20 protein-coding genes and 1 pseudogene are annotated in these 25593 nt (G+C 39.0%); 6 read left to right on the top strand and 15 right to left on the bottom strand.

What is annotated here, in order from left to right; genetic code table 11:
• Positions 1–318: pseudogene (locus L650_RS24340) on the top strand (hypothetical protein); the annotation flags it as partial.
• Positions 319–1371: 1053 nt separating this feature from the next.
• On the opposite strand, the gene L650_RS0111800 reads toward L650_RS24340, so the two are convergent.
• The 4 genes from L650_RS0111800 to L650_RS0111790 form a co-directional block, all read right to left on the bottom strand.
• Entirely contained in the window at positions 1372–1683 is a 312-nt protein-coding gene (locus L650_RS0111800) for a helix-turn-helix domain-containing protein (protein WP_029773246.1), read from the bottom strand.
• Positions 1684–1756: 73 nt separating this feature from the next.
• On the bottom strand, positions 1757–1930 hold the full coding sequence (locus tag L650_RS23780) for a type II toxin-antitoxin system RelE/ParE family toxin (RefSeq protein ID WP_223230575.1): 174 nt from the start codon (positions 1928–1930) through the stop codon (positions 1757–1759).
• A 29-nt stretch (positions 1931–1959) separates the two neighbouring features.
• On the bottom strand, positions 1960–2250 hold the full coding sequence (locus L650_RS0111795) for a type II toxin-antitoxin system RelE/ParE family toxin (protein WP_029773245.1): 291 nt from the start codon (positions 2248–2250) through the stop codon (positions 1960–1962).
• 1 nt (position 2251) lies between these two features.
• Complete coding sequence (locus tag L650_RS0111790; RefSeq protein WP_008113998.1) at positions 2252–2491, bottom strand: type II toxin-antitoxin system ParD family antitoxin; 240 nt, start codon at positions 2489–2491, stop codon at positions 2252–2254.
• 449 nt (positions 2492–2940) lie between these two features.
• On the opposite strand from L650_RS0111790, the gene L650_RS0111785 reads away from it, so the two are divergent.
• Positions 2941–3198, top strand: a complete 258-nt coding sequence (locus tag L650_RS0111785) for a helix-turn-helix transcriptional regulator (RefSeq protein ID WP_024609406.1) — start codon at positions 2941–2943, stop codon at positions 3196–3198.
• A 599-nt stretch (positions 3199–3797) separates the two neighbouring features.
• Here the strand turns inward: L650_RS0111785 and L650_RS0111770 are convergent.
• A complete protein-coding gene (locus tag L650_RS0111770; RefSeq protein WP_029773244.1) occupies positions 3798–4226 on the bottom strand; it encodes a hypothetical protein in 429 nt (142 codons plus the stop codon).
• Between the two features lie 504 nt (positions 4227–4730).
• Here L650_RS0111770 and L650_RS0111765 point away from each other — a divergent pair.
• The 4 genes from L650_RS0111765 (at position 4731) to L650_RS0111740 (ending at position 13093) form a co-directional block, all read left to right on the top strand.
• On the top strand, positions 4731–5198 hold the full coding sequence (locus L650_RS0111765) for a hypothetical protein (protein WP_029773243.1): 468 nt from the start codon (positions 4731–4733) through the stop codon (positions 5196–5198).
• Between the two features lie 369 nt (positions 5199–5567).
• The gene (locus tag L650_RS0111760) at positions 5568–6041 is read left to right on the top strand and encodes a hypothetical protein (RefSeq protein WP_029773242.1); all 474 of its coding nucleotides are present in this window, start codon (positions 5568–5570) and stop codon (positions 6039–6041) included.
• Between the two features lie 4356 nt (positions 6042–10397).
• Positions 10398–11675 (top strand): hypothetical protein, encoded by a 1278-nt coding sequence (locus L650_RS0111745; RefSeq protein WP_029773241.1) that lies wholly within the window; start codon positions 10398–10400, stop codon positions 11673–11675.
• 263 nt (positions 11676–11938) lie between these two features.
• Positions 11939–13093, top strand: a complete 1155-nt coding sequence (locus L650_RS0111740; protein WP_029773240.1) for an Arm DNA-binding domain-containing protein — start codon at positions 11939–11941, stop codon at positions 13091–13093.
• 101 nt (positions 13094–13194) lie between these two features.
• Here the strand turns inward: L650_RS0111740 and L650_RS0111735 are convergent, their stop codons facing one another.
• From L650_RS0111735 to L650_RS0111685, 10 genes are all read right to left on the bottom strand, one after another.
• A complete protein-coding gene (locus L650_RS0111735; RefSeq protein WP_029773239.1) occupies positions 13195–13539 on the bottom strand; it encodes a four helix bundle protein in 345 nt (114 codons plus the stop codon).
• 146 nt (positions 13540–13685) lie between these two features.
• Complete coding sequence (glmM, locus tag L650_RS0111730; RefSeq protein WP_029773238.1) at positions 13686–15041, bottom strand: phosphoglucosamine mutase; 1356 nt, start codon at positions 15039–15041, stop codon at positions 13686–13688.
• 176 nt (positions 15042–15217) lie between these two features.
• Positions 15218–17164, bottom strand: a complete 1947-nt coding sequence (locus tag L650_RS0111725; protein ID WP_029773237.1) for a polysaccharide biosynthesis protein — start codon at positions 17162–17164, stop codon at positions 15218–15220.
• A gap of 311 nt (positions 17165–17475) precedes the next feature.
• Entirely contained in the window at positions 17476–18432 is a 957-nt protein-coding gene (locus L650_RS0111720) for a hypothetical protein (protein WP_029773236.1), read from the bottom strand.
• A 102-nt stretch (positions 18433–18534) separates the two neighbouring features.
• Positions 18535–19146, bottom strand: a complete 612-nt coding sequence (cysC, locus tag L650_RS0111715) for an adenylyl-sulfate kinase (protein ID WP_029773235.1) — start codon at positions 19144–19146, stop codon at positions 18535–18537.
• A 322-nt stretch (positions 19147–19468) separates the two neighbouring features.
• Positions 19469–21205, bottom strand: coding sequence for an SLC13 family permease (locus L650_RS0111705; RefSeq protein ID WP_029773233.1), 1737 nt, complete (start codon positions 21203–21205; stop codon positions 19469–19471).
• 264 nt (positions 21206–21469) lie between these two features.
• Entirely contained in the window at positions 21470–22882 is a 1413-nt protein-coding gene (gene cysN, locus L650_RS0111700) for a sulfate adenylyltransferase subunit CysN (RefSeq protein ID WP_029773232.1), read from the bottom strand.
• Between the two features lie 82 nt (positions 22883–22964).
• The gene (locus tag L650_RS0111695; RefSeq protein ID WP_029773231.1) at positions 22965–23312 is read right to left on the bottom strand and encodes a four helix bundle protein; all 348 of its coding nucleotides are present in this window, start codon (positions 23310–23312) and stop codon (positions 22965–22967) included.
• 98 nt (positions 23313–23410) lie between these two features.
• Positions 23411–24319, bottom strand: a complete 909-nt coding sequence (gene cysD, locus L650_RS0111690; protein WP_029773230.1) for a sulfate adenylyltransferase subunit CysD — start codon at positions 24317–24319, stop codon at positions 23411–23413.
• Between the two features lie 83 nt (positions 24320–24402).
• Entirely contained in the window at positions 24403–25584 is a 1182-nt protein-coding gene (locus L650_RS0111685) for a DegT/DnrJ/EryC1/StrS family aminotransferase (RefSeq protein ID WP_029773229.1), read from the bottom strand.
• Positions 25585–25593: the final 9 nt, after the last annotated feature.

Raw genomic sequence — 25593 nt, 5'->3', positions numbered from 1 at the left:
CAGCCACTATTTGATGCTTACACCAACAGCGAAAAGCAGCTGATTCAAGAACTTAATATAGACAGCAATAAGGTATTTAAACACGTTGATATAGAATTTCAGTCACCACGAAGAGGCTATAAAAGTTACCGTGTGCTATTAGAGATTCAAGCTATTCCCTCGCAGCAGCAAGCACATTTAATACTCGATGATATGGCACTAGTACAATGGCATACAGCCTATCAAAAAGAAGCAAAGCCAAGCGATTGCTTGACACCATCAACCCACATAGGCCTAAAGGCTATTCCGCCTAATAATGTAGAAGTATTAAGTTACTAGCTGGTATTAGAATATATACAAAGCGAATACTCTTTGATAGTTCCCTCTTCTAGAAGAAAACATTACCCTCTTCTAGAGCCTTACACAGTAAGGCTTTGAGCGTGACTTGGCTTTTTAAATAAGGCAGAAAAACGTCTGAATTTGGCTATTTTAGACACTTTCACCTGCTTAATTGTGTGAACGATCCATCGCCGCCAATACGTGTCAATTATATGAACATAAAGCCTAGCTTTTTAAGCTAGGCTGCTTTGTTTTATCAGTCCGTACAGCCACTAATATCGCTTTGATAACGATTTCCGCTTAATTATTAGCTGTAACGCCAGCCAATTCTCTTACAAAAGAACACGCCGACAGCCACAGCGAGATACAGCCAACTTTCACAGGGTTTATTGATATACGTGCTGTCAATGAATCACGCATTATCTGATTCAGCCACTCCAAATTATTTCTGTATATACGACGGAGCTCACGATTTAAAGTAACGACGCTTACAGCCTAAATAAGCTTTGCCCTTAGCTTTTAGCTGAATAAGCCTATTCAAATTGAGGCCAATTTTTTTTGCCGATGGTACATATCATTTAAACTCTTGTATTTTATTAATCAACTTATGTCGAATTATGATGTAAAAGTCTACATTTTATGAATCATATCGAGAGGGGTTTTGATTTATAAAGTGAAGATGTATAAATCAAATTAATCCTTTTGGGCAGGGTTAGGTTATTTATTTGTACCAAAACTTTACATCACTGGCGAAGCCAGTTATCAGATAAACCTAAATCCATTCAATCATCCGATGAAAAATTGAATATCACTAAATTAGAGACTGAGTTAAAGCGTGTCACGAAGGAACGGGACCTTTTAAAAAAGCCTTTAAGCGATAGAGCGCTTGAAGATAAACGCTCGGATACCATCAAGTATTAGGTAAAGTAAAATCAGAGGACAATCTACAGTTCAATAATAAACATTACGTGGTCAAACACCCTCACTGATTTTAAAGCTTGGAGATAGCTAATCATCCAAAGCTTCAAGATAGAAGTGGTCAACTTATTCCACCTAGTGTTCTTTAACGGTTTCAACAGCCATCGTTAACTGGTCATCTGAAAAAGATGGTTTAAAACGAAAACCAATTCTGTACAAACAAGTCATTAGCTTATCAATACTGAATTTATCAATTCGGCCATTAACAAGATCGCTTACGCGAGGTTGGGTTAGTCCTAATTGAATCGCTGCATCGGCCTGTGACCAATTCTTCGCATTGATAATGTCACGAACAACAATCATCAGATCTGAGCGCGTCTGAAGTTCAGAGGCTTCGGCTTTATCTTCTGTAATTGCATCAAAGATGTTTGAGTATTCAAGAGTCATCTTAATAACCTCATTGATTAACCTACAAACAACGTATATCAACACTGATATATATATACAAGTGCTGATATATTTATTTTATTTCGTTTTGCATTAGCTTGTACCGCTTATTCGCAGTGTCCATAGCCTGTTTATCAACTCCGTTAGTAGTCTTGGTTAACGAATATAAGATGAACACTGTACCGGCAAACCTTGCAACGTAAATCGTTCGGTATGCTGATCTGCCACTCTCTATCAGCTCAAACACGCCAATACATACACAGGCCAGTTACGTTTTCAGAGAGCCCGATGTACATCCATGCTTTTATGAAGAACTCGAATAATTACAACTTCTTTCTTGCCGAATTCTTTGTAATAGATGACATGACTCCCTTGCGGTCGCTTTCTATAGCCTTCTCTAATGTAATTACAAATATAACCTAGCTCTGGTTCTTCTGCAATTTGATGAAAAACGCTATCAAGTAATTTTAAATAGTCATTTCTCTGCTGCCTGCCCCAGTTAAGTTGCGTGTAACGAGCGATTTTTATTAAATCTGATTTAGCTTTTTTAGATATATGAAATTTCATATCAATGATTTTCTTTATCTAAGTCACTTAATAATGTGTCATATGAATAGTCAGCTATTCCGCTGTTTTCTCCCTCAACCAACATATTCCTTAAATTGTTCATTTTCAATTCTTGATCTTCTAAGGCTCTTAATCCAGCTCTTAGAACTTCACTTGCAGATCCATACCTACCAGTCTCTAATTGCTGACTAATAAATGAGTCAAAATGCTCACCTAATGTAACACTTGTATTTTTCGCCATGCCAACCTCCAATACCAAAATTAAATATATTTTGGTATCAAAAACATATCAAGTCAATTAAGAAAGACAAAAAACACCTCCTAATCCTACGTTGCTAAAGTATAAGCAACTATTTTTTAGCTTCTTATTAAGGCGGTATGGTTGAAATTTAAAACAAATAACCCCTTACTTTGAATAACGAAACTAGGTTCTTTGAGAAGTTCGACTTGCTCTGTAAACATAACCTTACTTCAAATCAAATGACAGTGTTGATTTCTTAAAATGCCGGGTAAGCGGTGATTTCGATTTTAACGCGCTGATCACACAGTTCCCTTCAACACCGTAGAAAAATTATTGGACTCTATTGGGTGAAATATTGATAATTTTTATTAGCTATATAGCTATATAGCTAACATAGGGATTGTATACTAATATATTAGCCATATAGCTAACATTCAATAAGTGAATATATGTCAAGTAGAGCAGATATTGGCAAGCAAATAAGTACTAGCAGGAAAGCTTTAGGCTACACGCAACAAAAGCTATCAGAGATCGCAGGGATTAATAAAACAACGATTTCCGAGATTGAGAACGGTCGCTTTACGGGTTCGTTCGATATATTTGAGCGCCTGCTTGATGCAGTTGACTTACAATTTGAAGTTACCTCAAAACAACACTCTCTACCAGACTGGGATACCATTGAAGATATATTCTCGGAGGATGACTAATGAGTGGCACACCACTGCTTCCAAATAAAATTACAAATATAACAGTATGCACTGACTATGCTGAAGTTGGCGTACTAACACATGGCTCAATAGGTATTCATTTTTGAGACTATCCTGACACAGGGGGGTTATATGCTAAGAAGTAAACACAATTAGCAAATAAAAAGACCAGTACACCGAGAGCCGATCTTTTTTATTATTAATATGAGGGCTGAATAACTGTTATCTGTGCTACGCAAACAGCGTAGTTTAATTAAGAGATTAACTTTTTAAATAGCACACTACATGTAATCAGCTGTTTCATTCTGGTAGCGCAAGGTCGCTCGGTAAAACTTTAATTCAATATGCCATAACTTAATATCTCTAAGTTGATGTACAGCGTGAACAATTAGCCATGGCATCCTCTTCAGTCGCCCCAAAGTTTCTAAATTCACAGCCATGGTAAAGTGTTTTATATGAAAATATTATTGGTCGGCCTATAAATTTAGGATGATTAGCTCTAATTTTGCTTACTGAGATGTCTTGAAAGAGAGATGAATGTCTGGCATCTATAGATACTATTGGCAAATGTACATATACGCCACTGTAATCACGACACATTACAGGTTTGGTAATTTTTTTCCGCCGATATGCCACGGTTTTTCAATAAAACATTGATATGCCTCTAGCTGCCTAAGCAGGGCATCATATTTATCAAACCCCAATGTTAGCGCCAATAGGTAGCCTAATTTTGATAGACTGAAGTTTTGCCCACTTTCAGATAAGTTACTCTGAAATCGTTGTAAAAATTGCGCAGTACGCTGTGGATCGCAGTCAAAACACAGGTAAGGGGCTGAAGGGTCTCTTTCTACTTCATTTAGCGACTTAGCAAATGATAATAAAAATTTCTCATCTTTAATTGTAATGTCTAACCGCTTTATCTGATAATGCATGCTCTTGGCTACATTAATTGCACGGTTTTCTTTAGTATCTAAGGGATAGCGAAGAGTAGGAAAAGGAATTTTTTTTACATTTTTTAAAGTTAGCATATTAAGTACCTTGTAAAAATTTAAGCAACTAGCGAGACTGTTCTGTATCTAACTTAAGCGTTTTACTTAACAAGATCTTAATAACCGAATAATTATGACTTACCATCCCAAAATAAATGGGTCAGAACATAGGCTGTGCACTGCTGTTATTTCAAGACTTAAGCTACACAAGTGTCATTAACTCGAGAAAATTATACTGAATTTTTATTGGTATTTCTACTAGAGAACCTTCTCATAAATTAAAATGGCTTATGGTAAGTTGCTGTTTTTTTTACACTCAATAACGATCTGATAGTCTAAAAAAAGACTAATTATTAATACACGTGTTATAGCCTACTCAGTAAAGCTGGTGCCCACCAAAAATACAAAGAGCTAAAGATTTACTAGCCACACAATGCGATCATCCTGCAGAAAGTTCACCTCTTGTAGGTAAAATAATCCCCCGAATATACTTCGGCCGAGCTACAATAAGGATTATATAATGTGCTTATATAGAGGTTTAAAATGACGTGTAAATATGAAAGATTTTTTATCGACGTCCTAAGTTTAAAAAGTGCAAACGAGGCGCCAACAAAACAGCATGAAATTTATTTTAATGGGATAAATAAATTTACAAAGCACTTATTAATACTTACATCGCAACAAGCTATAGACTACCTATCGCTAGACAAACAATATACCCAGAGTGATCTTGAGCTTATGGAAAAAGAGCAAATCCTTTTTTCCGTCACACAAACAAACGAAAAATCCAACCGTGGCTACCCTGCCTTTCAATTCGATGCTGGTGGTGTAAAACCTGTTATAACGAGCATTTTAAAAATACTCGATGGCGATTATAAAAACTGGGATTTAGCGCTTTGGTTTAACTCTTTCAACTATGATCTAGGTATGAGTCTTATTGACGCTTTAGATACAATGCCTCTTGAGCAAGTATTAAAAGAAGTCGATAAAGAAAATAGCCTGTTTCAGTAAAATAAAAGATTAATACAGGTACGCTTTTTTTACCGTTAAGCCATTTTAGATAAGTACTTCTCTATGCTCGTGTTACCAAATAAGCATCCAAGTCACGTTTTCTTGCAGCCACTACTTAAAACTATAGTTTTTATGACCTTATTCAGATTTACGCCTATTGCTGACGGGTGCGCTCAGTATATTAAAATTTAATTCTTTCCATCGATTTTCTCTTGCATCATTTAAAAGCAATTATCACTTAATATTTAAGCTATTTAAAATAAATGTACCAAAAATAGACAGCGTATAAATCAACAATATAATCAAAAAGTATAGAAAACGTCCTGAAGCTCCATCAAATATGATGAGCTTAAAAAATAGGTGAATACTATGCTATATAAACAGAAATCAATCCCATTATTTAAAGCTAAGTTAAAGGCGCACCCAATACTTAATAAGCTTATAGAAAATGATGTACTAAAATTAAGCCCCTCACTGAGTATTAATAAATTACCAATTCAGGAAATACAAACATTATTAGATTTACATCCACTGCCAGTGACCCAAACTGCTAATGATGATACCTACTTCGCACTCGCCCCCAGTGGAGTGCTTGAACGCTTTAAAGCCCACCCATTACACACTGAGCTTAACTTAAAGTTATTGGTTTATCCAAGTGACGCTGTTGAGCTTGTTTTGAGATCGACCTTACTTTGTGATCCCGCATTTACATATTCTTTAAAAGCAAATTTTAATAAAAATTTACGTAATCGCCTCACATGCTTTGATGAGCAAGGGATCTCGCGCCCTAACAAATCATTATTGGCAAACTTAGCTAATACGTCGTCTTTAACTTTTCGATAGTGCAGGAGTTCCTATGAGTTCATTTGAACATGTGGCAAGAAGCAACCGTTTAAAAAATGCAGGCGGCTGCTATCCAGATGCAGTTAGTCATGCTGTAACAATGGCTATTATGCTAAAAAAACTTGCGAAGGTTGATAAGAAAGAGCGAACGGCAGTCAGCATTGTTGCCCTGTTTATATGGCTAACTCAGGATTGGGGGAGTATGGATGATCCCAGAGATATACCTGACTTTATTAGAATTTCAGGCTCAACACCTTGCCAAGAGCACGCTTTTAGAACTTATTTTGATGGTAAGGAATCGAGGGCTGAGTATGCAAGGCGATGTAAAGACAAAAATAATACAGTGTACTTATGGCAGNCAGCCACTACCGCCTCATCTGAATAGATTTTTTCAACGCTTTATTGCGGCTCAAAGTTACAATATCCCCTTTTTAAAAGAAAAAGAAAAAATAACCTTATTCGAGTTGATACATGCTACATGGAAAACGCCACGGGCTCTAGCCGCAAAATCTCGAGTCAGAAAAAATAGCTTTTTTCGTTACTTTACCCAATGTGTCCAAATAGATAATACACTGGGTGCTATTCCTCGAGTGCAACTTTTTGACGCTCAGCAGGCACACCACAAGAGTGCAATGCACTATCAAACACTGGATAGTGATCGTATTCGTTATAAAATATTTGACGCACACAATCGCTACCTATCTCGCCTTATTGATGCAGCTCGCCAGGCCGGGCTATATAGCTATTATGACCTGTTCCTAAAAGAGCACACTGTAAACCTTATAGAGACCACCACCAAAAAAGCGGAATACTTGTTATCGCAACCTGGCTGTATTAGTCAGTTTCAATTAGATAATACAAAGCACAGTAGCGATAAGATCTGTGTTGAAGCAATTAAATTTGGAAGCAGACGCTCAATAGAAGATAACTACGTTAGTGAGTTTTTTTTAAAGCTAGATAAATTAACTAGACCGCCTAAAACACTGTCCTCGCTAGATAATAGTTCGGATAGGCCTTCTCTAATGTATAGAACTGAGCTATGCGAATACTATAAAAATGCGACTTATCGTATTGCATTTTTATTTATTGTGCTTACAGGCGCCAGACCCACTCATAGTATAAGTATACTATCTGACTATTACTCAGGCGGTGATATTGCTTTTATTAAAGATAAAGGGCGCTATAGGCAACTCATACTTTGCGACTATTTGCAGAATGAGATCGAACAGTATTTAAAATTTCAATCTGCTGTCCGTAAGCAACTTAATTCACACTTCGACATGAATGAATTGTGGTATGAAATTGATATTAATGGCGCTCCAGAAGCCCTAACCAGCCGCAAGCTGCGCTTATTCATGCACCAACTTTGGCCGAATGTGGTGCCGTATCAATTGCGTCACTTTTTTTGCTATTGTGCTAATAGTCATACAGCCTCAGAAAAGTTATTTGATCAAGATATTGATCGCCTCATGGGCCATGAAAAACTTGGCGAGCACCTCGGTAGCGACTTTATCTCTCCTGCTAACTTTAGTGCGTTAAAGGCCTATTTAAACACACTTCCAAAACGCTTAATGTTAAAGGAAATGACTTATGCATGAGCGATTAATACATGATTGTGCTGAGACTATTGACGCTTTTTTAACTCAGTCCTGGCCTTTAAGTACTTCACGAGATGACATCATCTGGGTGTTACAAAATAGCTCATTTATGGAAAAGCAAACGCGTACAATAGAGGCCCAAGATCTTCGACTTATAAAAAAGTTGATCAATACCATACCCACAGGAAAAAAAAGAGCGTATCAACTTGCTCTTGATGGCGTACTCTTTTATTTAGGGAGTGCGTGCCAATGGCAAGTACCCGAGAAAGTTGAATCAGCAATACATGATGCAAATAATAAGTGGTTTGAAGATATCGCAAAAGGCTCAGCACAGGCACAGCGCATTTTCTCCCACTACACAGATGAAAAACAACACTTCATTAAAGCAAGAACACCGTTAATGCCATGTTTTATGGCCTTGGTGTTAGGATACGACGCTGCTCCATTGTCACTCACACATATCACTGCAATTTTGAATAATCCAGATTCGATTACTAATGAATCTCCTTACCCTCGCCTTCGCGTTAACCATATAGCCTCTAGCTCAGATGAACAACGCGTAACACACTACCACTTACCACTCATGACTTATCGCATACTTAAAGATTATTATGCACATTCGCTTGAGCCTATAAGCACTAAAGCACTCTTTACAAGGCTAACTCAATATTTACACACTCATGGCTTACCCAAAACGAATAAATTTTTATGGCCCAAACTGTTTCAAATAAGCTGGTATCTTCGCTTTAAGCTTCCGCCAATTTTTATACGAGATCTGGCGTACCCTGAACGCCATATAAGCTACCCTAAAAATATCATACCACCCACATTAAAAACGGATGTAATTTACGCTATCGATTGGAAGGAAAACTGGTTCGATTCACTATCATTATCGACAGAAAAAATAAACTGGACACACACTAAGTTACTTAAGCATATACAAAATCCAAATATAGTCGCCATACCCGCTTTGGATGCTGCTAACATTTTACCACGCTTACTATTTGATTTTACCAAGGACTATATAATTCATGGTGGCCCGCAAAAATCGACTCTTGCCAAGGGAACGATTAGCACTTACACCGCATTGAAAAAGCTACTTGAGCCCTACCCGCTAAGTTACGCAGATGCGATTAGCGAAAATGCAGTTAATACGTGGGCTAAAACAGTTTATGACTCTATCCATTCTAACAATGTAAAAGCAACCTTTTATCGATTTTTGCGCTTTTTAAGCTACCAAGAACACACTGATACGCTCGATTTATCTAGCTTTAGTTCGCCGCTGGCGCCACCTTCAGTAAGCCCTGCTCGCTTAAATGCTGATGAATGTGATTTGCTAATTAAGTCACTTATAAATAACCAAACAAACCACCCTTTGCGTAGTTTATTTTGTGCGATTGCCGCGCTATTAGGCTTTTACGCTATGCTCCGTCGTGGTGAAGTCCTAAGGTTACGTCGTAAAGATATTCGCTTCAAACCAAAAACTGGCCTTATAACCATTACCGTAACAAATACATCAGAAGGCAATACCAAAAGCAATACTACTCGCAAGGTTTACACTACGCTTCCTAAGCAGTACCGCCAGTTATTTACATTTCTCTTTAAAATAAAAAAGAACATGACTCGCGAGCAGCCCTTGTTGGGATTTGAAGGTGAAAAATATCATTCACGGCAACTCTATTATCTATTACCTGTGTCACGTGCGTTGCGTTTTTTATTTGGTTCACACCTTAATTTTCATCATCTTCGCCACAGTGGCGTGCATATATTTATGCTGCAAACCCTGCATTGTGTGAGCGATACACCTGATGAACAACGTGGAAAAACCCCACTTGCGCGTGAAGTCCTATCAAGTAAATCAGTCGCTAAAAGGTTTAATTATTGGCTTGNAAGCCATATTTTTAGATCAAATGGGTCTACAAATCGGTCACATTCATTATAGCACTACACGTTGGTCGTATTTGCACGATATTGACTGGCTACTTCCTATCGTTAGTCGTGCTCATGCACCTAATATTAGCCATAAATATACGCACAGTGAGCTACGCTATTTACTAGGGCTTAACCCTCAATCTAACGATCTATCTCGAATATTAATTAGGCTAAGCCCTGAGTATGCCAGCCAAACCCTTAAACAAAAACAAAGCCAACACGTACAATTATGCGATGACACCATCAGAAAATTCATATTTGGAAAAAAGAGCGAGACAAAACAGAGCCTGTTCAGCAACGAACACGGTTTAGCATGGAAAGATACACTTTTGGATAGCGATAACACGTTACTGGGCTTTATTTTTAATAATATGATTAAAGATAATGCAATGGCCATAGATGCAGTGAGCTTTATTTGGGATAAAGGCGGTAAACACCATATAAAACCTGTCCATAAAAAACAGCGAACGGCTCTTAACAATTTACCTCCCGTCGTACTTTCTGATGATGGTCAGTCTCTGCAAATCACGCTGGCTTGTAATAAGAAAAACGCTAATGCATTTACCACTGCTTTTAGGCATTCCGATTGGGGCTGGTTAACTAGCAAATTTGTATTATCAGTAAATAGAAAAACGAATAATGAGCAAAAAAAAACGCTGCTTAAAAAGCTATTTACTCAAAAGAACGAAACTATTTCACTTATTAAACACCCTATTGGCAAAACAAGATTAACGATTTTGTTAACCCCTAAAAAACAGCTTCCCCCTTGTGTGCTCGAGTATACATTGTCATTCATACAATCTATTCAATTCCAAAAGGATAAAATATGAAAATTATTATCTCTCATAATAACCATGCTCAACTTAAAGAGCTTGCTAGCAAGATCGATACGCGTATTCCGGAAAATAAGGTCACCGCTATTGTAAGTAAAAAAGAACAAACGATAGTCTTCATTGTAGGTAAAAGGCCCTTATTCAATCTGCACAACTTTAAGCTTAGTGAGCAATCAACAAGCCTGAAGGATAAAAAGTATGCTATTGATGCTAGCTTTATAAAACAACTTCCCGATTATTTTACAAGCAAAGTCGATATAGAATTGAATATTCGCACGGATCCTAAGAAAAACCTTTACATGGAACTACAGCATATAAATACAAAACATAATGCAGTCGCACTACGTCGCTGTACATGTAGTGCTGCAGACCCTGAGCATTTAGAGTATCTTAAAGATAATAAAAAAATGAAGCCTTCAAAAGTGTCCAAAGCACTTATTACCAAAGTAGTTGAAGAGGCAACAAAAAGTCTCCCCTTCGAGCTACTTGAATTTAGAAAAGATTGCATACGTATACAGCGTGATGGTGAAGTAAGGGATAAACCTTTATCCGATGCACTTAAACTTGCTACACCACTTACAATTACAGAAGCAATTACCAAGCAGCTCGCTGATTTGTGTGAGACCACAAACAGCAGTGATATAGAAATAAATCAGGCAGGTGATGTACTTACGTTTAAAACAGAAGAGTGTACGGTCACGCACTCATTAGCTGGTATTGAGGAATTTAGAGTAAAAACACCTACAAAAACGAAAACTCTACTTCAATTTGAATTAGATTTTTATACATTTAAAGAAGAGCTCAGGCATTGCATAAAAGCATATAAAATTATCAAAAAAGAAAACCGTGCATTGCTATACCTCAACAAAGAACAAGCGGCAGTTGCATTTTTTACAGACCCTTATGAGTTTGTTCTCCCAATTGAAGTATCCGAAGTTAACGCAGAAAACACTGAAACAGCTTCGGTGTATCACTTTTCGCCCACAGATTTAATCAACATCAAAATTAAAGATTTAGTCGGCGCGAAAACAGCGCAATTCGATATTTTACAAGAGGCAAGTGGTGAACTTAAACTGGGCGTGTATTACGCAAAAGATGACATACTGCCTTCCCACACTATTCCAATTGAAAGAGATGATAGCCAATATAAAAAAGTAGCATCACTGCTAGCTAGCCTCAATAAAAATGACAAAAATAAAGGAGTGAGTGAGCCAGAAGAACGAATAGAAAAGAATGACTTTTTTAACAGTGACTTTGATGATGAGTATTAAAAACAGAAAACACTGGACAAATAAACAGCAGTCATTATATTTGTTAGTAAGATTAAAAAATGTGGCTTTTTACCATTTATTACACCGTGGTATAAAACACAGCCCATAAGTAAGATAAGCAGTTGGGGTAAAGAGGGTGCAACCTCCCTACCCCGTACCGGCTGCGCGACGTTTAAACCTACCCAGCCGATGGCTTAATTCTAGCGAATTCCATTGGTGAGGGATAGATCTATTTATAGATCCATTAACTAATGGAGGCCATTATGGCTCACATTCGCATTCGTCCTAACGGACGTATTCAATTTGATTTACACCTTTATGGGCAACGCTTTCGTGAAGGCACTAAGCTCATAGCAACGCCGGCTAATTTAAAAAAAGCCAATACCCTACTCAAAAAAATGAACGCAGAAATTGATTTAGAAACGTTTCAATACCGTGATTATTTTCCTGAGAGTAAAAAAGTGGCGAAGTTTGAAGCTCTACAGCGCAGTAAACACCCCGATCGCCTTCACCCATTTTTTAACGACTACGCCAATGAGTGGTTCGATCGTCAAAAAGCCAAATGGAAAAGCAGCTACCAAAGCGTAGTACGCAATACCCTCGATACCTATTTGATCCCTGAATTTGGCAATATACTGGTAAGCGAAATTACATTGGCCAATGTAGATTATTTTCGTGAAAGCTTAACGTTGATAGAAAAAAATGGCCGACGAAAGCTCACCAACAAGCGTATTAATGGCATTTTATGGCCACTTATTGCAATTTTAAGCTTAGCGGCTGAAGAGCATAACTTTCCTTACCCTATGCGCCGATACAAAATACTTAAAGAAGAGCGCGCTGACTCTAACCCATTAACGGCTGATGAGGTTCAACGGTTTTTAGAAGCAGCGCCTACACAGTGGCAGGATTACTTTAAAGTGCGTTTTTGGACAGGTATGCGCAGTTGTGAGGTGCATGGCTTACGTTGGGAAGACATTGATTTTAACCATCGTCTTATTCGTATTCGCCATAATTGGGTTAATGGTGAGTTATGTGATGTGAAAACGCCTAAGTCACGCCGCGAATTAAAAATGTGCGATACGCTCTATACACTATTTAACCGCTTAAAAGAGCAAACAAGTAGTGACTTTGTATTTACTCATAAAGACAACCCGCTCGATAATCACTTTGTGAGTAAACAGCTGTGGTATCCCACATTAAAAAAAGCAGGATTAGCACGTAGGCGCCCTTACGAAACACGCCACACTGCAGCTGTGCTGCATATTGCCGCACACGAAAACCCGTTATATATTTCACATATGTTAGGGCATAGCGATACACGTTTATTATTTGAAGTTTATGCGCCGTACGTAGCTAATGCATCTAGGCAGGATGGGTATGCATTTAATGAAATGATGATTGAGCGTGGGATTGCATAAAGCCTAAATCATTCGCCCCTAACTTCTTTGCACATAAAGCGAATATGAAGTTAAGGGCTATATTTTAAGGCTAAAGCTCCAAGGAAAAAGGTCAAAAAATATTACCAAGACTCAATTGATTTCATTAAGCCAGAAAGCATACACGAAATCTCTTTTGCCTCAGCCAACCATTTATCAGCTTGCTCTGCTTCAATTTCGCCTATTTTTACTGCGATATAGATTTGAGATCTCAGCTCCCCACAACTGCCTTTAGAATATGATAAAAAACGGGCGTAATCTTTTGCCGTTTTTCTTTCAAATCCCTCTGCAATATTTGAAGAAATCGACAATGCTGAACGTGTTATTTGATCTTTTAACCCAAACTCTTTACTTAATTTAAAATGCAGGTAAACCTCACAGGCTAAATCAGCTGAGCGCTGCCATACATCAAGATTTTCAAATTGCATAAAAATCTCTTTTATCTAGCTTTCCATCAATTAACTATAGCTTTCACCTTCAAACTTGTATCTTTAATTTTGGCAACATCTTAACTTAAACAACTCCTATAACCTTTTCCCTTTTCCCTTTAATCTTTAACCTTGGACCTTTAACCTTAAACCAGCGCTTTTATTGCACTTGCAATATGCTCAGCTTGCGCTTGCGAGACCACCGAATCGGTAGACTCAACCATAACGCGGATGAGTGGCTCAGTGCCTGATTTACGCAATAAAACACGCCCAGTGTCCGCCAATATACTTTCGGCATCAAGTACAGCTTGCTTTACTGAGTCAGTATTGAGTATTTCATCGGCATTATTTTGTGTTAAACGCACATTTAAAAGTACTTGCGGTAGTTTTTGCATACCCGCTACGTAGTCTTTTAAGGATTGCTTTTGCTGTATAAGCGCGGTTAGCACTAAAAGTGATGCAACTATACCGTCACCCGTGGTTGCATAGTCTAAGTGTAGAATATGCCCAGAGCCTTCACCGCCTAGTTTCCAACCGGTGTTTTTAAGTTGCTCAACAACATAGCGGTCGCCTACTTTTGCGCGCTTAAATGGAATACCCATGTCTTTAAGCGCAAGCTCTAAGCCCAGGTTGGACATAAGCGTACCTACAACACCGCCGTTCATATTACCTTGTAGCTTCGCCGCTTTTGCCAGAATATATAAAATTTGATCACCATCAACAACGTTGCCCGCATCATCAACAAGCATTAGCCTGTCAGCATCACCATCAAGCGCAATACCTAAGTCTGCATTGTTAGCCACTACGGCAGATTGCAAGCTATCTAAATGGGTAGCGCCGCATTGCTCATTAATATTTAAGCCATCGGGTTTGTCATTAATGCTGATCACCTCAGCACCTAACTCAGAATAAACATTAGGGGCAATGTGATACGCTGCACCATTAGCGCTATCGACAACTATTTTTAAGCCTTCAAGGGTTAAGTCTTTGGCAAATATGCCTTTGCAAAATTCAATGTATCGGCCGGCGGCATCGTTAATACGCCTTGCTTTACCTAAGCGCTCTGAGCTTACACACTGCATTGCATCATTTTTTAATGCTTGTTCAAGCAAGGCTTCAATTTCAAGCTCCTGCTCATCGTTAAGCTTAGTGCCAAAGTTATTAAAAAATTTAATCCCGTTATCGTAGTATGGGTTGTGTGAGGCACTAATTACTACGCCGGCATCGGCTCTAAACGTTGATGCTAAATAGGCAACCGCAGGGGTAGGCATAGGGCCAACAAAGGCAACATTAACACCCGCAGCAGAAAGGCCTGCTTCCATTGCCGACTCAAACATATAACCGCTATTACGTGTATCTTTACCGATTAAAATCTCTTTAGTACCGCTTGAGGCTAAAACCGTACCTGCAGCCCAACCAAGTTTCATTGCAAAATCTGGTGTGATAGGGAACGTGCCTACTTTGCCCCTTACACCATCGGTACCAAAATACTTACGTGACATGATTATTCCTTTATAACTGTTTTGTGCTCAATGGCACATATTAAAAATTTTTAACTGCATTATCTAAAAAATAAAGTAACATCGCAAAAAGTAAAAAGCGTGAGTGTTAACTCACGCTTTTTGTAGCCAAATATTACTTTTAATAAGTTACAGTTTTTGACTACATTAAAATAATATTACTTAATATTTACTACGTTTTGTTGCTCTATGCTCAACGTATCTTTCTTGACATTCCATACTAAATCGCAAATACCATCAGTCGGATTAAATCCTGTGGGAGCTTCTAATAAAAGCTGGCGTATTGTTTCATGATCGAAGTTATGACATGCTACGTCGAGCGCTTCTATAAACTCATTAAACTGTGCAAGTGGTAGCATAACCTCATTCGCGGTCATTATGCGTTCGTGCGATGTCTCGCCCACATTATCGCCTATTAGCAGCTCTTCATACAGCTTTTCCCCCGGGCGTAAGCCTGTACACTTTATTTCGATATCGCCGTGCGGGTTAGTCTCACTTTTTACCTCATAACCAGAAAGGCGAACCATTTTAGTTGCCAAATCTTTTATTTTAACCGGCTCGCCCATATCAAGTACGAATACATCACCGCCCTTGCCCATGGCCCCTGCTTGTATAACTAATTGTGCAGCCTCGGGAATGGTCATAAAAAAGCGTGTTATATCAGGGTGAGTTAGGGTTATTGGCCCGCCCTCTTTTATTTGCCTGCGAAACAGCGGCACTACAGAGCCACTTGAGCCAAGCACATTACCAAAGCGCACCATACAAAAACGGGTGTTATGTTTTACACCTTGCTCTTGCGCTAAACCTTGCAGTGCAAGTTCTGCCATACGCTTGGTGGCGCCCATAACATTTGTTGGGCGTACGGCTTTATCGGTAGAGATAAGAACAAACGTTTCTACTTTTGCGTTTACGGCTGCTTTTGCGGCGTAATAAGTGCCAAACACATTATTACGTACCCCTTCCACTACATTGTGCTCTACCAAAGGAACATGTTTGTACGCTGCTGCGTGATAAACAGTGTGTACACCATACGCTATCATTACCGTTTCAATACGGTTTATACGCTGAACCGATCCCATTATCGGCACAAGCTCAATATTTAAGCTATTAGTCGTAATGTATTCACCAAGCTCTTTTTCTATTGAATACAAACCAAATTCGCTTTGTTCAAATAAAACGAGCTTTGCTGGTTTTTCCTTTACAATTTGCCTACAGAGCTCAGAGCCAATAGAGCCGCCAGCTCCCGTGACCATAACCACTTTTTCTTTAATATTCGCAGACATTAAATCTGCATTCGGCTCAACAGGATCTCGCCCGAGCAAGTCCTCAACGCCAACCTCAGCTATTTCTGCCAGTTTAGCTTTTCCCTCAACGACATCAGCCATACCCGGTATTGAAAGCACGCTAATGGTTAAAGGTTCAAGTTGCGCCAGTATTTCTTTGCGCCTTGCGCGTGATGCACTCGGCAACGCCAGTAACACCTTACTCACTTTGCGCTTATTGATCAGCTCATAAATGTTTTTAAAACTGATAACTGGCACACCTTGTATAATTGAGCCGTGCTTTGTTGCATCGTCGTCAACAAATGCCCTAACAAAGTACTCAGGGCCTGCACCTAGCGCAGTAGCGAGCTGGCGACCAGCAGAGCCCGCACCGTAAATAATCACAGCTTCTTTTTTGCTGGTTGTCATCTTGCCAATCATCGCGCGTACCAATACGCGAGCGCCACCGACAGTTAATAAACACAACCACGCAAATATAAACGGCATTGTGCGCGGTATATCAACTCCGACAAAAAAAGCAATGAGCACTAAGGTAATGGTCGTTATGACAGTCCCAAGTACAATGGCCCAAACTGCTTGCGAGTTCATGTACCTAAGAACTGCACGGTATAACCCTAAGCTTATAAACGTGTATAAGCTCACAGGAATTAACAATGCTAATAAAAGCCAATTATCTAAACGTTGAAGTGGCGCTAAGCTATCTAACCGCACAATAAGTGCAAGCCAAAAAGCCAAGGTTATAAAAAGAGAGTCAATACACAGTGTGATTATCCGCTTTTTCGCACGTGATGCGTTTAATATTGAGCGAATGAGACTATCCATAGCACGTTCCTTTGTGGTGTCAGTACGGGCTAACCCCGTATTGAATTTAAAATTAACAATATAGCAACTATAACAAATAACAGGCTAATGTAATTAGCTTTTAATGAGGTTTATTCAGCCAATATTTTTTACAAAAGCCACTGTCTTTAACAATTAACACTGCCTATTAAGTGACTATTGGTGAAAAATGCGGTGGTAAAACGTGCCTAAGGTATGTCTTAGCCTGAGAGACATTTTTAAATTATGGCTTTTAGATTAACCGGTTAAAAATAATATAATAAAGCCTAATAGGCTATACAACAAAGCGTACACTATTTATAATAGCTCACTAGTTCATCTATAAAAGCTGTTGATTGCATTAGAGGTAATTCGTTCACTCCAGCTGCAGCGGCACGACCACCACCTGTATCAAACTTACTACATACATCAACAGCGCCTTGCTTATTAGTAAGAGGGGCTCTAACGCTCACTAAGTAACTGCCTTTGTTATTAAACGTAAATACTGCATGGGCTTTGTTTGGTGACTGATTAGAAAGGTAATTACTTAAAACACCGCTTACTCGGCGAGCCCAAGCTGCATCCTCTAATAAAATTACTTTAGCTGTATCGCAATCATGAAGTATTTGCGCATTAGCGGCTTTTTCCATATCAGCTTTATAAGCTTGCTCAAGAGTATAATAAACTGAGCTCTTATCGTTTATTGCATCAAAAGGCGAGTTATGCTGCAAAAGCAGCTCGAATAATTCTTCTGGAGCAAAGTGTAAATCAGCCACTTCACTTCCGTAGCCGTTATAATTTATGTAAGTACCAAATGCTTTCAACTGTGACTTTTGAAGTTCGGTTAATCCAAGCTTATCGGCCTCGCTATCAGCCTTAGCAAATAAGTTATCACCATAGGCAGCAGTAATTGCCCATAAATGAAATTGTTTATCTATTAAATCACTGACAATTAAACTGGTACACATATTCGCATCTAAATCGATGTGTGCAAATAAATTAGCATGATTAGGTATATCGCCAGCTTTATGGTGATCTACATACATAACACGCGCCCCCACACACAAAGCATCGTGAAGAGCCGGCATATTTTTTTCCATCGAAATATCCAATACCCTAATACAGTCCCCTTCTTGCGGAGTGATTTTTTGCATTAATTGAATATCGCGTTTAACACCCGTTACCTTTATGGTATCTGTCGGGTTTGCTAATTGCAGCTGTAATAAGGCAATAATGCCGTCGGCATCACCATTAAAAATGTCGTATTTCATAATATTCTCAAATACATAAACAAAAAAAGATGCCAATATAACTAAAGGGCACGTAAAAACCGCAGCTTATTGCCACTAACTCGCTTTCCCAGTTGGTAACTTTTAACTATTAGCATTTACAATCTTGTTATTAATTAAATAATCTACAATTTGATCAGCGCACTGCTCAATGGTTTGCTCGGCCGTTTTAACATGTATATCAGGGTTTTCAGGCACATCAAATGCTGAACTAATCCCTGTAAAGTTTGGTATTTCGCCTGCGCGCGCTTTTTTATATAAGCCCTTTGGATCGCGGCTTTCGCAAACAGCAAGCGGTGTATCTATGAACACTTCTACAAATTCACCTTCATTTACTATACTTCGAGCCTGAGCGCGATCAGCTTTAAATGGCGAAATAAACGCAGTAGATACAATAAGGCCCGCATCAACAAATAGCTTAGCAACTTCACTTATGCGGCGAATATTTTCAATACGGTCTTCGTCACTAAATGTAAGCCCTTTGTTCAAACCCATACGCACGTTATCGCCATCAAGCAAATAAGTATGGCAGCCTAACGAAAATAGCTTTGCTTCAACAGCATTTGCCACTGTAGATTTTCCTGAACCACTTAAGCCAGTATACCAAAGTAATACAGGCTTATGACCTTTGTGTTGCTGCTTTTTATCTCGCGACACGGTTTGTGCGTGCCATACTATGTTTTCATCTTGGCTCATTAAAGCACCTTTATTTTAAATTATTTAAAGCCTGAAACTTATAACGCTCTATATTATATTGTTTAGAGCTTGCTCACGTTAGAAGCGTTGCTTCTCATGGCTTTAAAATGTAATAACCAATGTAAAAGCGCAGCTTTTAAACGCCAGCAAGCTGCGCGTCTACAAGTAAATTTAACCACAACGACAATTTTCGCAGTAGGCGTGACGCTTGCTTACGCAATAAATCGAAACATCTACACTTTTAAACCAACGCGCCAGAAAGCTGCGCGTCTACAAAACCCTAACCTATAACGCAGGCGCTAAGCTCTTAACTCAATGTTTTTCAGCTAGTACTAAACGGAAAAAACACAGGTACAAACACCAATACAACAAGTGCATATACCATACTAATAGGTAAGCCTATCTTCACAAAATCGTTTAACCTGTAATTACCAGCATTAAATACCATCAAGTTAGTTTGATACCCATAAGGGCTAATAAAGCTTCCGCTTGCCGCAAAGGCTACCGCCATTACAAAAGGCAATACATCTACACCAAACCCTAAAGCCACGGTATAGCCTATAGGAAACATCAACGCCGCAGCAGCGTTATTCGTTACAAACTCGGTCATTAACCAAGTTACTACATAAACTAATACAAATGCAGTGTACACATACCTAGGGTCATCAAATTGACCAATAAATCCACCTAACGATTCAACCACGCCAGAGTTAACCAGCGCGTTCGAAAGTAAAATAGCTGACGAAACCACCAGCCATATATCAATGGGGAATCGCCTTACCAGCTCATTGGTGGTTAAGCTACGAGTAAATAAAAGGCCCCCGAGCAATAACACCAGACCCTCTAACAAATCTAACACGCCAACAGCCGCCAACGCTATTGTGGTTATAAAGCCACCTATAGAAAACCATGCTCGCCAGCCATTAATTCTACTTTCAGGCTCTACACCGGATAAGGTTAAAAAGTTTTTATTTATATTTGTTCTAGATTTATAATCATCACCCACGGCTAATACTAAAAAGTCACCAGAGCGAATAACCACATCACCTAACTTACCCGAAACCTGCTCGCCGTCACGCCTTATTGCCACTACAGCAGCATCAAACAATGCCCTAAACCCCGTAGTTTTAAGCGTACGCCCTACTATTATACTTTCCTGCCTAACAACTACTTCTGTAAGGTTGCTATTTAAAGTGCCATTTTTTTCAGCAAAAATTTCTAATCCTGAAAACTGCCCTAGCTGCAATAATTTAGTTATGTCTCCGCAAAATATTAACCTATCAGCTGGATGTATTACCTCTGACGGAGAAACAGGGCTAATTAGCCTCCCCTCCCGGACTATTTCAACTAAAAATAAAGACTCTAAATGCCTAAGCCCATTAACCTCAACAGAGCGCCCTACAAGCTCAGAATCTGCAGATACCTTCGCGTCTATAAAGTAGCCTTCAGATGTCACTTTATTTTGTTCTATACTCGGTAACATTCGGGTACAAAAAAACATCGTCAAGCCGCAGCAAAGTACCAAAATAGCACCCACAGCAGTAAATGAAAAAAACGATAACGACTTACCCGACGCCTCAATATACATTGAGTTAACAATCAAATTAGTAGAGGTACCTATTAGCGTAAGCGTTCCACCTAAAATAGAGGCATACGACAAAGGTAATAATAACTTACTGGCAAAATGATGGGGGTTATTACGAATAGGCGAAAGCAGTGTAGCTACAACCGCGGTATTATTTAAAATAGACGAAAAAAAGGTCGTTACACCAAACAACCTAAGCCATGTAGAATGATAACTATCTACAATTGTTTTAGACGCTATAACTCTTAATAAACGCGTTTTTTCAAGCGCTAACGAGCACAACACTAATAAAATTAACGTCACTAGTCCTGGGTTAGCAATGCTCGTTAAAAACTGGTCTTTACTCACTAAATCGCAAGCGATTAAAGCAATAAGTGTTGCACCAAAAACAGCAACTGGTCGCGTTTGTAAAACAATTAAACCTAAAATTGTTAGAGCAAAAATACAAAGCGTTAGATATGCATCTAATGGCATGATTTAAGTAGCCATCCTTAGTTAACCTGAACCCTGGATAATAAACCTATCTCTAGCAGCTATTTTCAGTGCTAACTGCGTTAAACTTACTTGCAATAGGCCAGCTATTGACGCGTAAATTCGCCTTGTTTTCATTGAAAATCTCTGGCTAGAGATAATAAATTTAAATATCACTATAATTCAATATGTTTGTAAGTCTCTTAAACAGAGTTCAGGTTAGTTAATAAAATGCGGGCTTATAAAAGCCCGCTATATCTGAGTAATCTAACGGATTACTTTTACATCCCAATGCGGAAAGTGCTTACGAACTAACGCATTAAACTCAACTTCAAACGCAGAGTGCTCGCTTTTAGGCTTGTTGCCTTTTCCATCTAATGGCTTACGTATCATACCCGCACCAACCGTAACGTTAGTTAATCGGTCAATCACAATAAACGCACCAGTATGTTTATTTACATCATACGCATCAAATTGCACGGGCGCTGTTAATGCAAATTGGCAATTACCAATTTCGTTTAAATTTAATTGTGATGCCTCTTGTTGCTCTAGCGTGTTTACATCAACTTTATAGTTAATAACCTCAGCGTATCCATACACCGATTTACTCCCTACTTTAATTTCGTACTCACGGTCTACATGTAAGGCTTCTTCGGTCATCCATACTACGTCTGCTTCAAAGTTATCAGCTGAGTGTGGCTTTTGATGCGGACGTACCAGCATATCACCACGGCTTACATCTATTTCATCTTCAAGCGTTAGTGTAATAGCCATACCTGCAGATGCTTTTTCAAGGTCGCCATCAAAAGTAACAATTGATTTAACCTTACTCTCTTTACCTGAAGGTAGTGAAGCAACCGTATCGCCAACTCTAATATCACCCGCAGCCACAGTTCCGCTAAAGCCTCTAAAGTCTAAGTTAGGACGATTAACATATTGAACTTGCAATCTAAACTCATCATTTTTTGCGTGTTTAACTTGCACAGTATTAAGTAGCTTCATTAACGTTGAACCAGGGTACCAGCTCATAGCTTCGCTTTCGTTTACCACATTATCGCCACGTAGCGCCGAAATTGGCACAAAACGTACATCATCAAACGAAAGATCCTGTGCAAACTCGCGGTAATCTTTTTTGATGTTTTGATAAACCGACTGCTCGTAACCTACCGCATCCATTTTATTAATAGCGACAACTACGTTTTTAATACCTAATAAAGAGCAAATATAGCTATGGCGACGTGTTTGCACCTGCACACCGTGGCGCGCATCAATTAAAATAATAGCTAAATCACACGTAGAAGCACCCGTTGCCATATTACGCGTGTACTGCTCATGCCCAGGCGTGTCGGCAATAATAAATTTACGCTGATCTGTTGCAAAATAACGGTACGCAACATCAATCGTAATACCTTGCTCGCGCTCAGATTGCAGGCCATCCACTAAAAGAGATAAGTCAAAATCGTTATCAGTGGTATTAAAGCGTTTTGAATCCTTTTCAATGGCAGCCATCTGATCTTCAAAAATCATTTTGCTATCATAAAGCAAGCGGCCAATTAATGTAGATTTACCATCATCCACGCTACCACATGTTAAAATACGTAGCATGTCTTTGTTTTCGTGTACTTTTAAATAAGCTTCAATATCTGTAGCAAGTAAGTTTGGTTGTGTTTGTTCGGTCATTTTAAGTCCTTTATAAGCTGTAAGCGACGAGCTGCTGGCGTCGAGCTACGTGCTTAAATTTGTTTATGTTGCGAGCTACGAGCTACGAGCAACTTTTAATTGTTCTAATCAGACTACCTAGCATCTTCCCAATTAATTCACATTCACTAATAATCGACAAGCTATTTTCTTTTGAAATATAAGCTAGTTCAGTTGCAATCATTAACTGCGTTTTTAATTCGCCTAAAGAGCCCTTTGCTATAACTAAAAAGCGAGCTTTTTCTTTATCGGACTCTCTTTCAAAGCCTTCTGCAATATTGCTAGGAACAGAAACGCCGGCTCTACACATTTGATCTTTTAAGCCAAAATCTTTTAGCTGCTCAAATGTTTTATAAATTTTTATACTTAGGCGAAAACTACGCTGCCAAACCTCTAAATTTTCGTATCTCATAAGCATCCTTGTTTATTACTTTTGGCTACTTACTGAGAGCTAATAGTTGCATATTTAAGCTCGCAGCTCGCAGCTCATAGCTAGAGGCCCTAAGCGCTTTAGAAGTAACCTTCCATTTTTTTCTTTTCCATAGAACCTGCAGAGTCATTATCAATTACTCGCCCTTGACGCTCAGAAGTAGTACAAAGCAGCATCTCTTGAATTATTTCAGGAAGGGTTTGTGCTACAGACTCAACAGCACCCGTTAGCGGGTAGCAACCAAGCGTTCTAAAACGAACCATTTTATTTTGTACTTGTTCGCCCTCTTCAAGCTCCATACGCTCATCATCAACCATAATAAGCGTGCCATCGCGCTCAACTACAGGGCGCTCTTTAGCAAAGTATAATGATGGAATTTCAATACCTTCAAGGTAAATGTACTGCCAAATGTCTAGCTCGGTCCAGTTACTAAGCGGGAACACACGAATGCTCTCACCTTTATCTACTTTACTGTTATAAACATTCCACAGCTCTGGACGTTGGTTTTTAGGATCCCAGCGGTGATTTTTATCACGAAAAGAATAAACACGTTCTTTAGCACGCGATTTTTCTTCATCGCGGCGAGCACCACCAAATGCAGCATCAAAGTTATTCATATCAAGCGCCTGCTTAAGGCCTTGAGTTTTCATAACGTCTGTATGCTTAGCACTGCCGTGTACAAATGGGCTCATGCCCATTGCTATACCTTCTGGGTTTTTATGAACAATTAGATCAAAGTCATACTTTTCGGCCATTTGATCTCTAAACTGGATCATTTCTTTAAATTTCCAGTTAGTATCAACATGCATAAGCGGAAAAGGAATTTTTCCAGGGTAGAATGCTTTGCGTGCTAAATGTAGTAAAACCGATGAATCTTTGCCCACAGAGTAAAGCATTACCGGATTATCAAACTCAGCAGCAACCTCACGCATAATATGAATAGACTCGGCTTCAAGCGCCTTTAGATGAGTTAACTTTTCTTCATTCATAATGTTTGTTTATATCCTAATTTTTTTAATCAAATCCGATTAGTTTTATTCCAATTTTTGATTGCATTAAGCTATCACTTAATTCAACTAACTCTAGTTGCAAGTTTTAGAACAAATTGTAAGATTTCAGAGGCTTTATTAATTTCATCTTCAGTTAGAGTTGGGTGAACTAAAAACATGATTGATGTTTCGCCAAGCTCAACAGCATTTGGTAAGCGCTTTTCTGGGCGAAATGGGGTATTGTCGAAGGCCTTTTCTAAATACACTTCTGAGCAACTACCTTGAAAGCACGGTACGCCGCGCTCTACTATGGTATTTACAATACGGTCGCGATCCCAACCTTTGGCTAAGTTTTCATGTTTAATAAACATATAATGTTTATATTCCGCGTGTTCAATGTAATCAGGAACCTCAACTAAACGAATACAGTCAAAATCACTTGCGGCTTTATCAAGCTGTGCCCCATACGCTTGGCGTTTCGCAGTCCAATCTGACATACGTGTTAACTGTATACGGCCGATTGCAGCTTGCATTTCAGTCATGCGCCAGTTGGTACCAAAGCTTTCGTGTAGCCATCTGAACCCTGGCGGGTGTTCACGATTATAAATTGCATCAAAGCTTTTGCCATGATCTTTATAACTCCACATTTTTGACCACAACTCTTTTGAGCTAGTGGTGACCATGCCGCCTTCGCCGCCGGTAGTCATAATTTTATCTTGGCAGAAACTCCATGCGCCAATGTGGCCAATACTACCAACTGACTTACCTTTATATTTAGCGCCATGCGCTTGGGCACAGTCTTCAATTACATAAAAACCATGCTCTTTACTCAATGCCATTATTTCATCCATTTCAGCAGGCATACCTGCTAAATGCACCACAATAACCGCTTTAGTTTTTGATGTAAGTACTTCTTTTATACTTTCGCCGGTAATTGCTTGGCTATTTAAATCAACATCAGCAAATACAGGCGCAGCACCCGCAGTAACAATACTAGAGGCTGACGCTAAAAAAGTTCGCGGCGTAGTGATAACCTCATCTCCTGCACCTACATTTAACGCTTTGAGCGCAACATCTAATGCAAGCGTACCATTACCAAGTGCTATTGCGTATTCACTATCAGCCCATGCTGCAAATTCTTTTTCAAATTCACGACCTTCAATGCCAGTCCAGTAATTAACTTTGTTTGATAAAACGACGCGACTTACAGCATCAGCCTCGTCTTGAGTAAAGCTAGGCCAAGGGGAAAATGGGGTATTTAACATGATGTTCCT

Source organism: Pseudoalteromonas sp. TB51, from assembly GCF_000498055.1.
Taxonomy (GTDB): domain Bacteria; phylum Pseudomonadota; class Gammaproteobacteria; order Enterobacterales; family Alteromonadaceae; genus Pseudoalteromonas; species Pseudoalteromonas atlantica.
Note: the sequence above shows the minus strand (reverse complement) of the source record. Positions and strands in the feature narration are given on the sequence as shown.

Bases quoted from the DNA above. Each gene is read 5' to 3' on its own strand.
- L650_RS0111685 (WP_029773229.1), bottom strand. From the start codon at position 25,584: ATGTTAAATACCCCATTTTCCCCTTGGCCTAGCTTTACTCAAGACGAG.
- cysC (WP_029773235.1), bottom strand. From the start codon at position 19,146: ATGAGCCAAGATGAAAACATAGTATGGCACGCACAAACCGTGTCGCGA.
- L650_RS0111740 (WP_029773240.1), top strand. From the start codon at position 11,939: ATGGCTCACATTCGCATTCGTCCTAACGGACGTATTCAATTTGATTTA.
- L650_RS0111785 (WP_024609406.1), top strand. From the start codon at position 2,941: ATGTCAAGTAGAGCAGATATTGGCAAGCAAATAAGTACTAGCAGGAAA.
- L650_RS0111795 (WP_029773245.1), bottom strand. From the start codon at position 2,250: ATGAAATTTCATATATCTAAAAAAGCTAAATCAGATTTAATAAAAATC.
- L650_RS0111770 (WP_029773244.1), bottom strand. From the start codon at position 4,226: ATGCTAACTTTAAAAAATGTAAAAAAAATTCCTTTTCCTACTCTTCGC.
- L650_RS0111760 (WP_029773242.1), top strand. From the start codon at position 5,568: ATGCTATATAAACAGAAATCAATCCCATTATTTAAAGCTAAGTTAAAG.
- cysN (WP_029773232.1), bottom strand. From the start codon at position 22,882: ATGACCGAACAAACACAACCAAACTTACTTGCTACAGATATTGAAGCT.
- L650_RS0111765 (WP_029773243.1), top strand. From the start codon at position 4,731: ATGACGTGTAAATATGAAAGATTTTTTATCGACGTCCTAAGTTTAAAA.
- cysD (WP_029773230.1), bottom strand. From the start codon at position 24,319: ATGAATGAAGAAAAGTTAACTCATCTAAAGGCGCTTGAAGCCGAGTCT.
- L650_RS0111720 (WP_029773236.1), bottom strand. From the start codon at position 18,432: ATGAAATACGACATTTTTAATGGTGATGCCGACGGCATTATTGCCTTA.
- L650_RS0111695 (WP_029773231.1), bottom strand. From the start codon at position 23,312: ATGAGATACGAAAATTTAGAGGTTTGGCAGCGTAGTTTTCGCCTAAGT.
- L650_RS0111790 (WP_008113998.1), bottom strand. From the start codon at position 2,491: ATGGCGAAAAATACAAGTGTTACATTAGGTGAGCATTTTGACTCATTT.
- L650_RS0111735 (WP_029773239.1), bottom strand. From the start codon at position 13,539: ATGCAATTTGAAAATCTTGATGTATGGCAGCGCTCAGCTGATTTAGCC.
- L650_RS0111800 (WP_029773246.1), bottom strand. From the start codon at position 1,683: ATGACTCTTGAATACTCAAACATCTTTGATGCAATTACAGAAGATAAA.
- L650_RS0111745 (WP_029773241.1), top strand. From the start codon at position 10,398: ATGAAAATTATTATCTCTCATAATAACCATGCTCAACTTAAAGAGCTT.
- L650_RS0111725 (WP_029773237.1), bottom strand. From the start codon at position 17,164: ATGGATAGTCTCATTCGCTCAATATTAAACGCATCACGTGCGAAAAAG.
- L650_RS0111705 (WP_029773233.1), bottom strand. From the start codon at position 21,205: ATGCCATTAGATGCATATCTAACGCTTTGTATTTTTGCTCTAACAATT.
- glmM (WP_029773238.1), bottom strand. From the start codon at position 15,041: ATGTCACGTAAGTATTTTGGTACCGATGGTGTAAGGGGCAAAGTAGGC.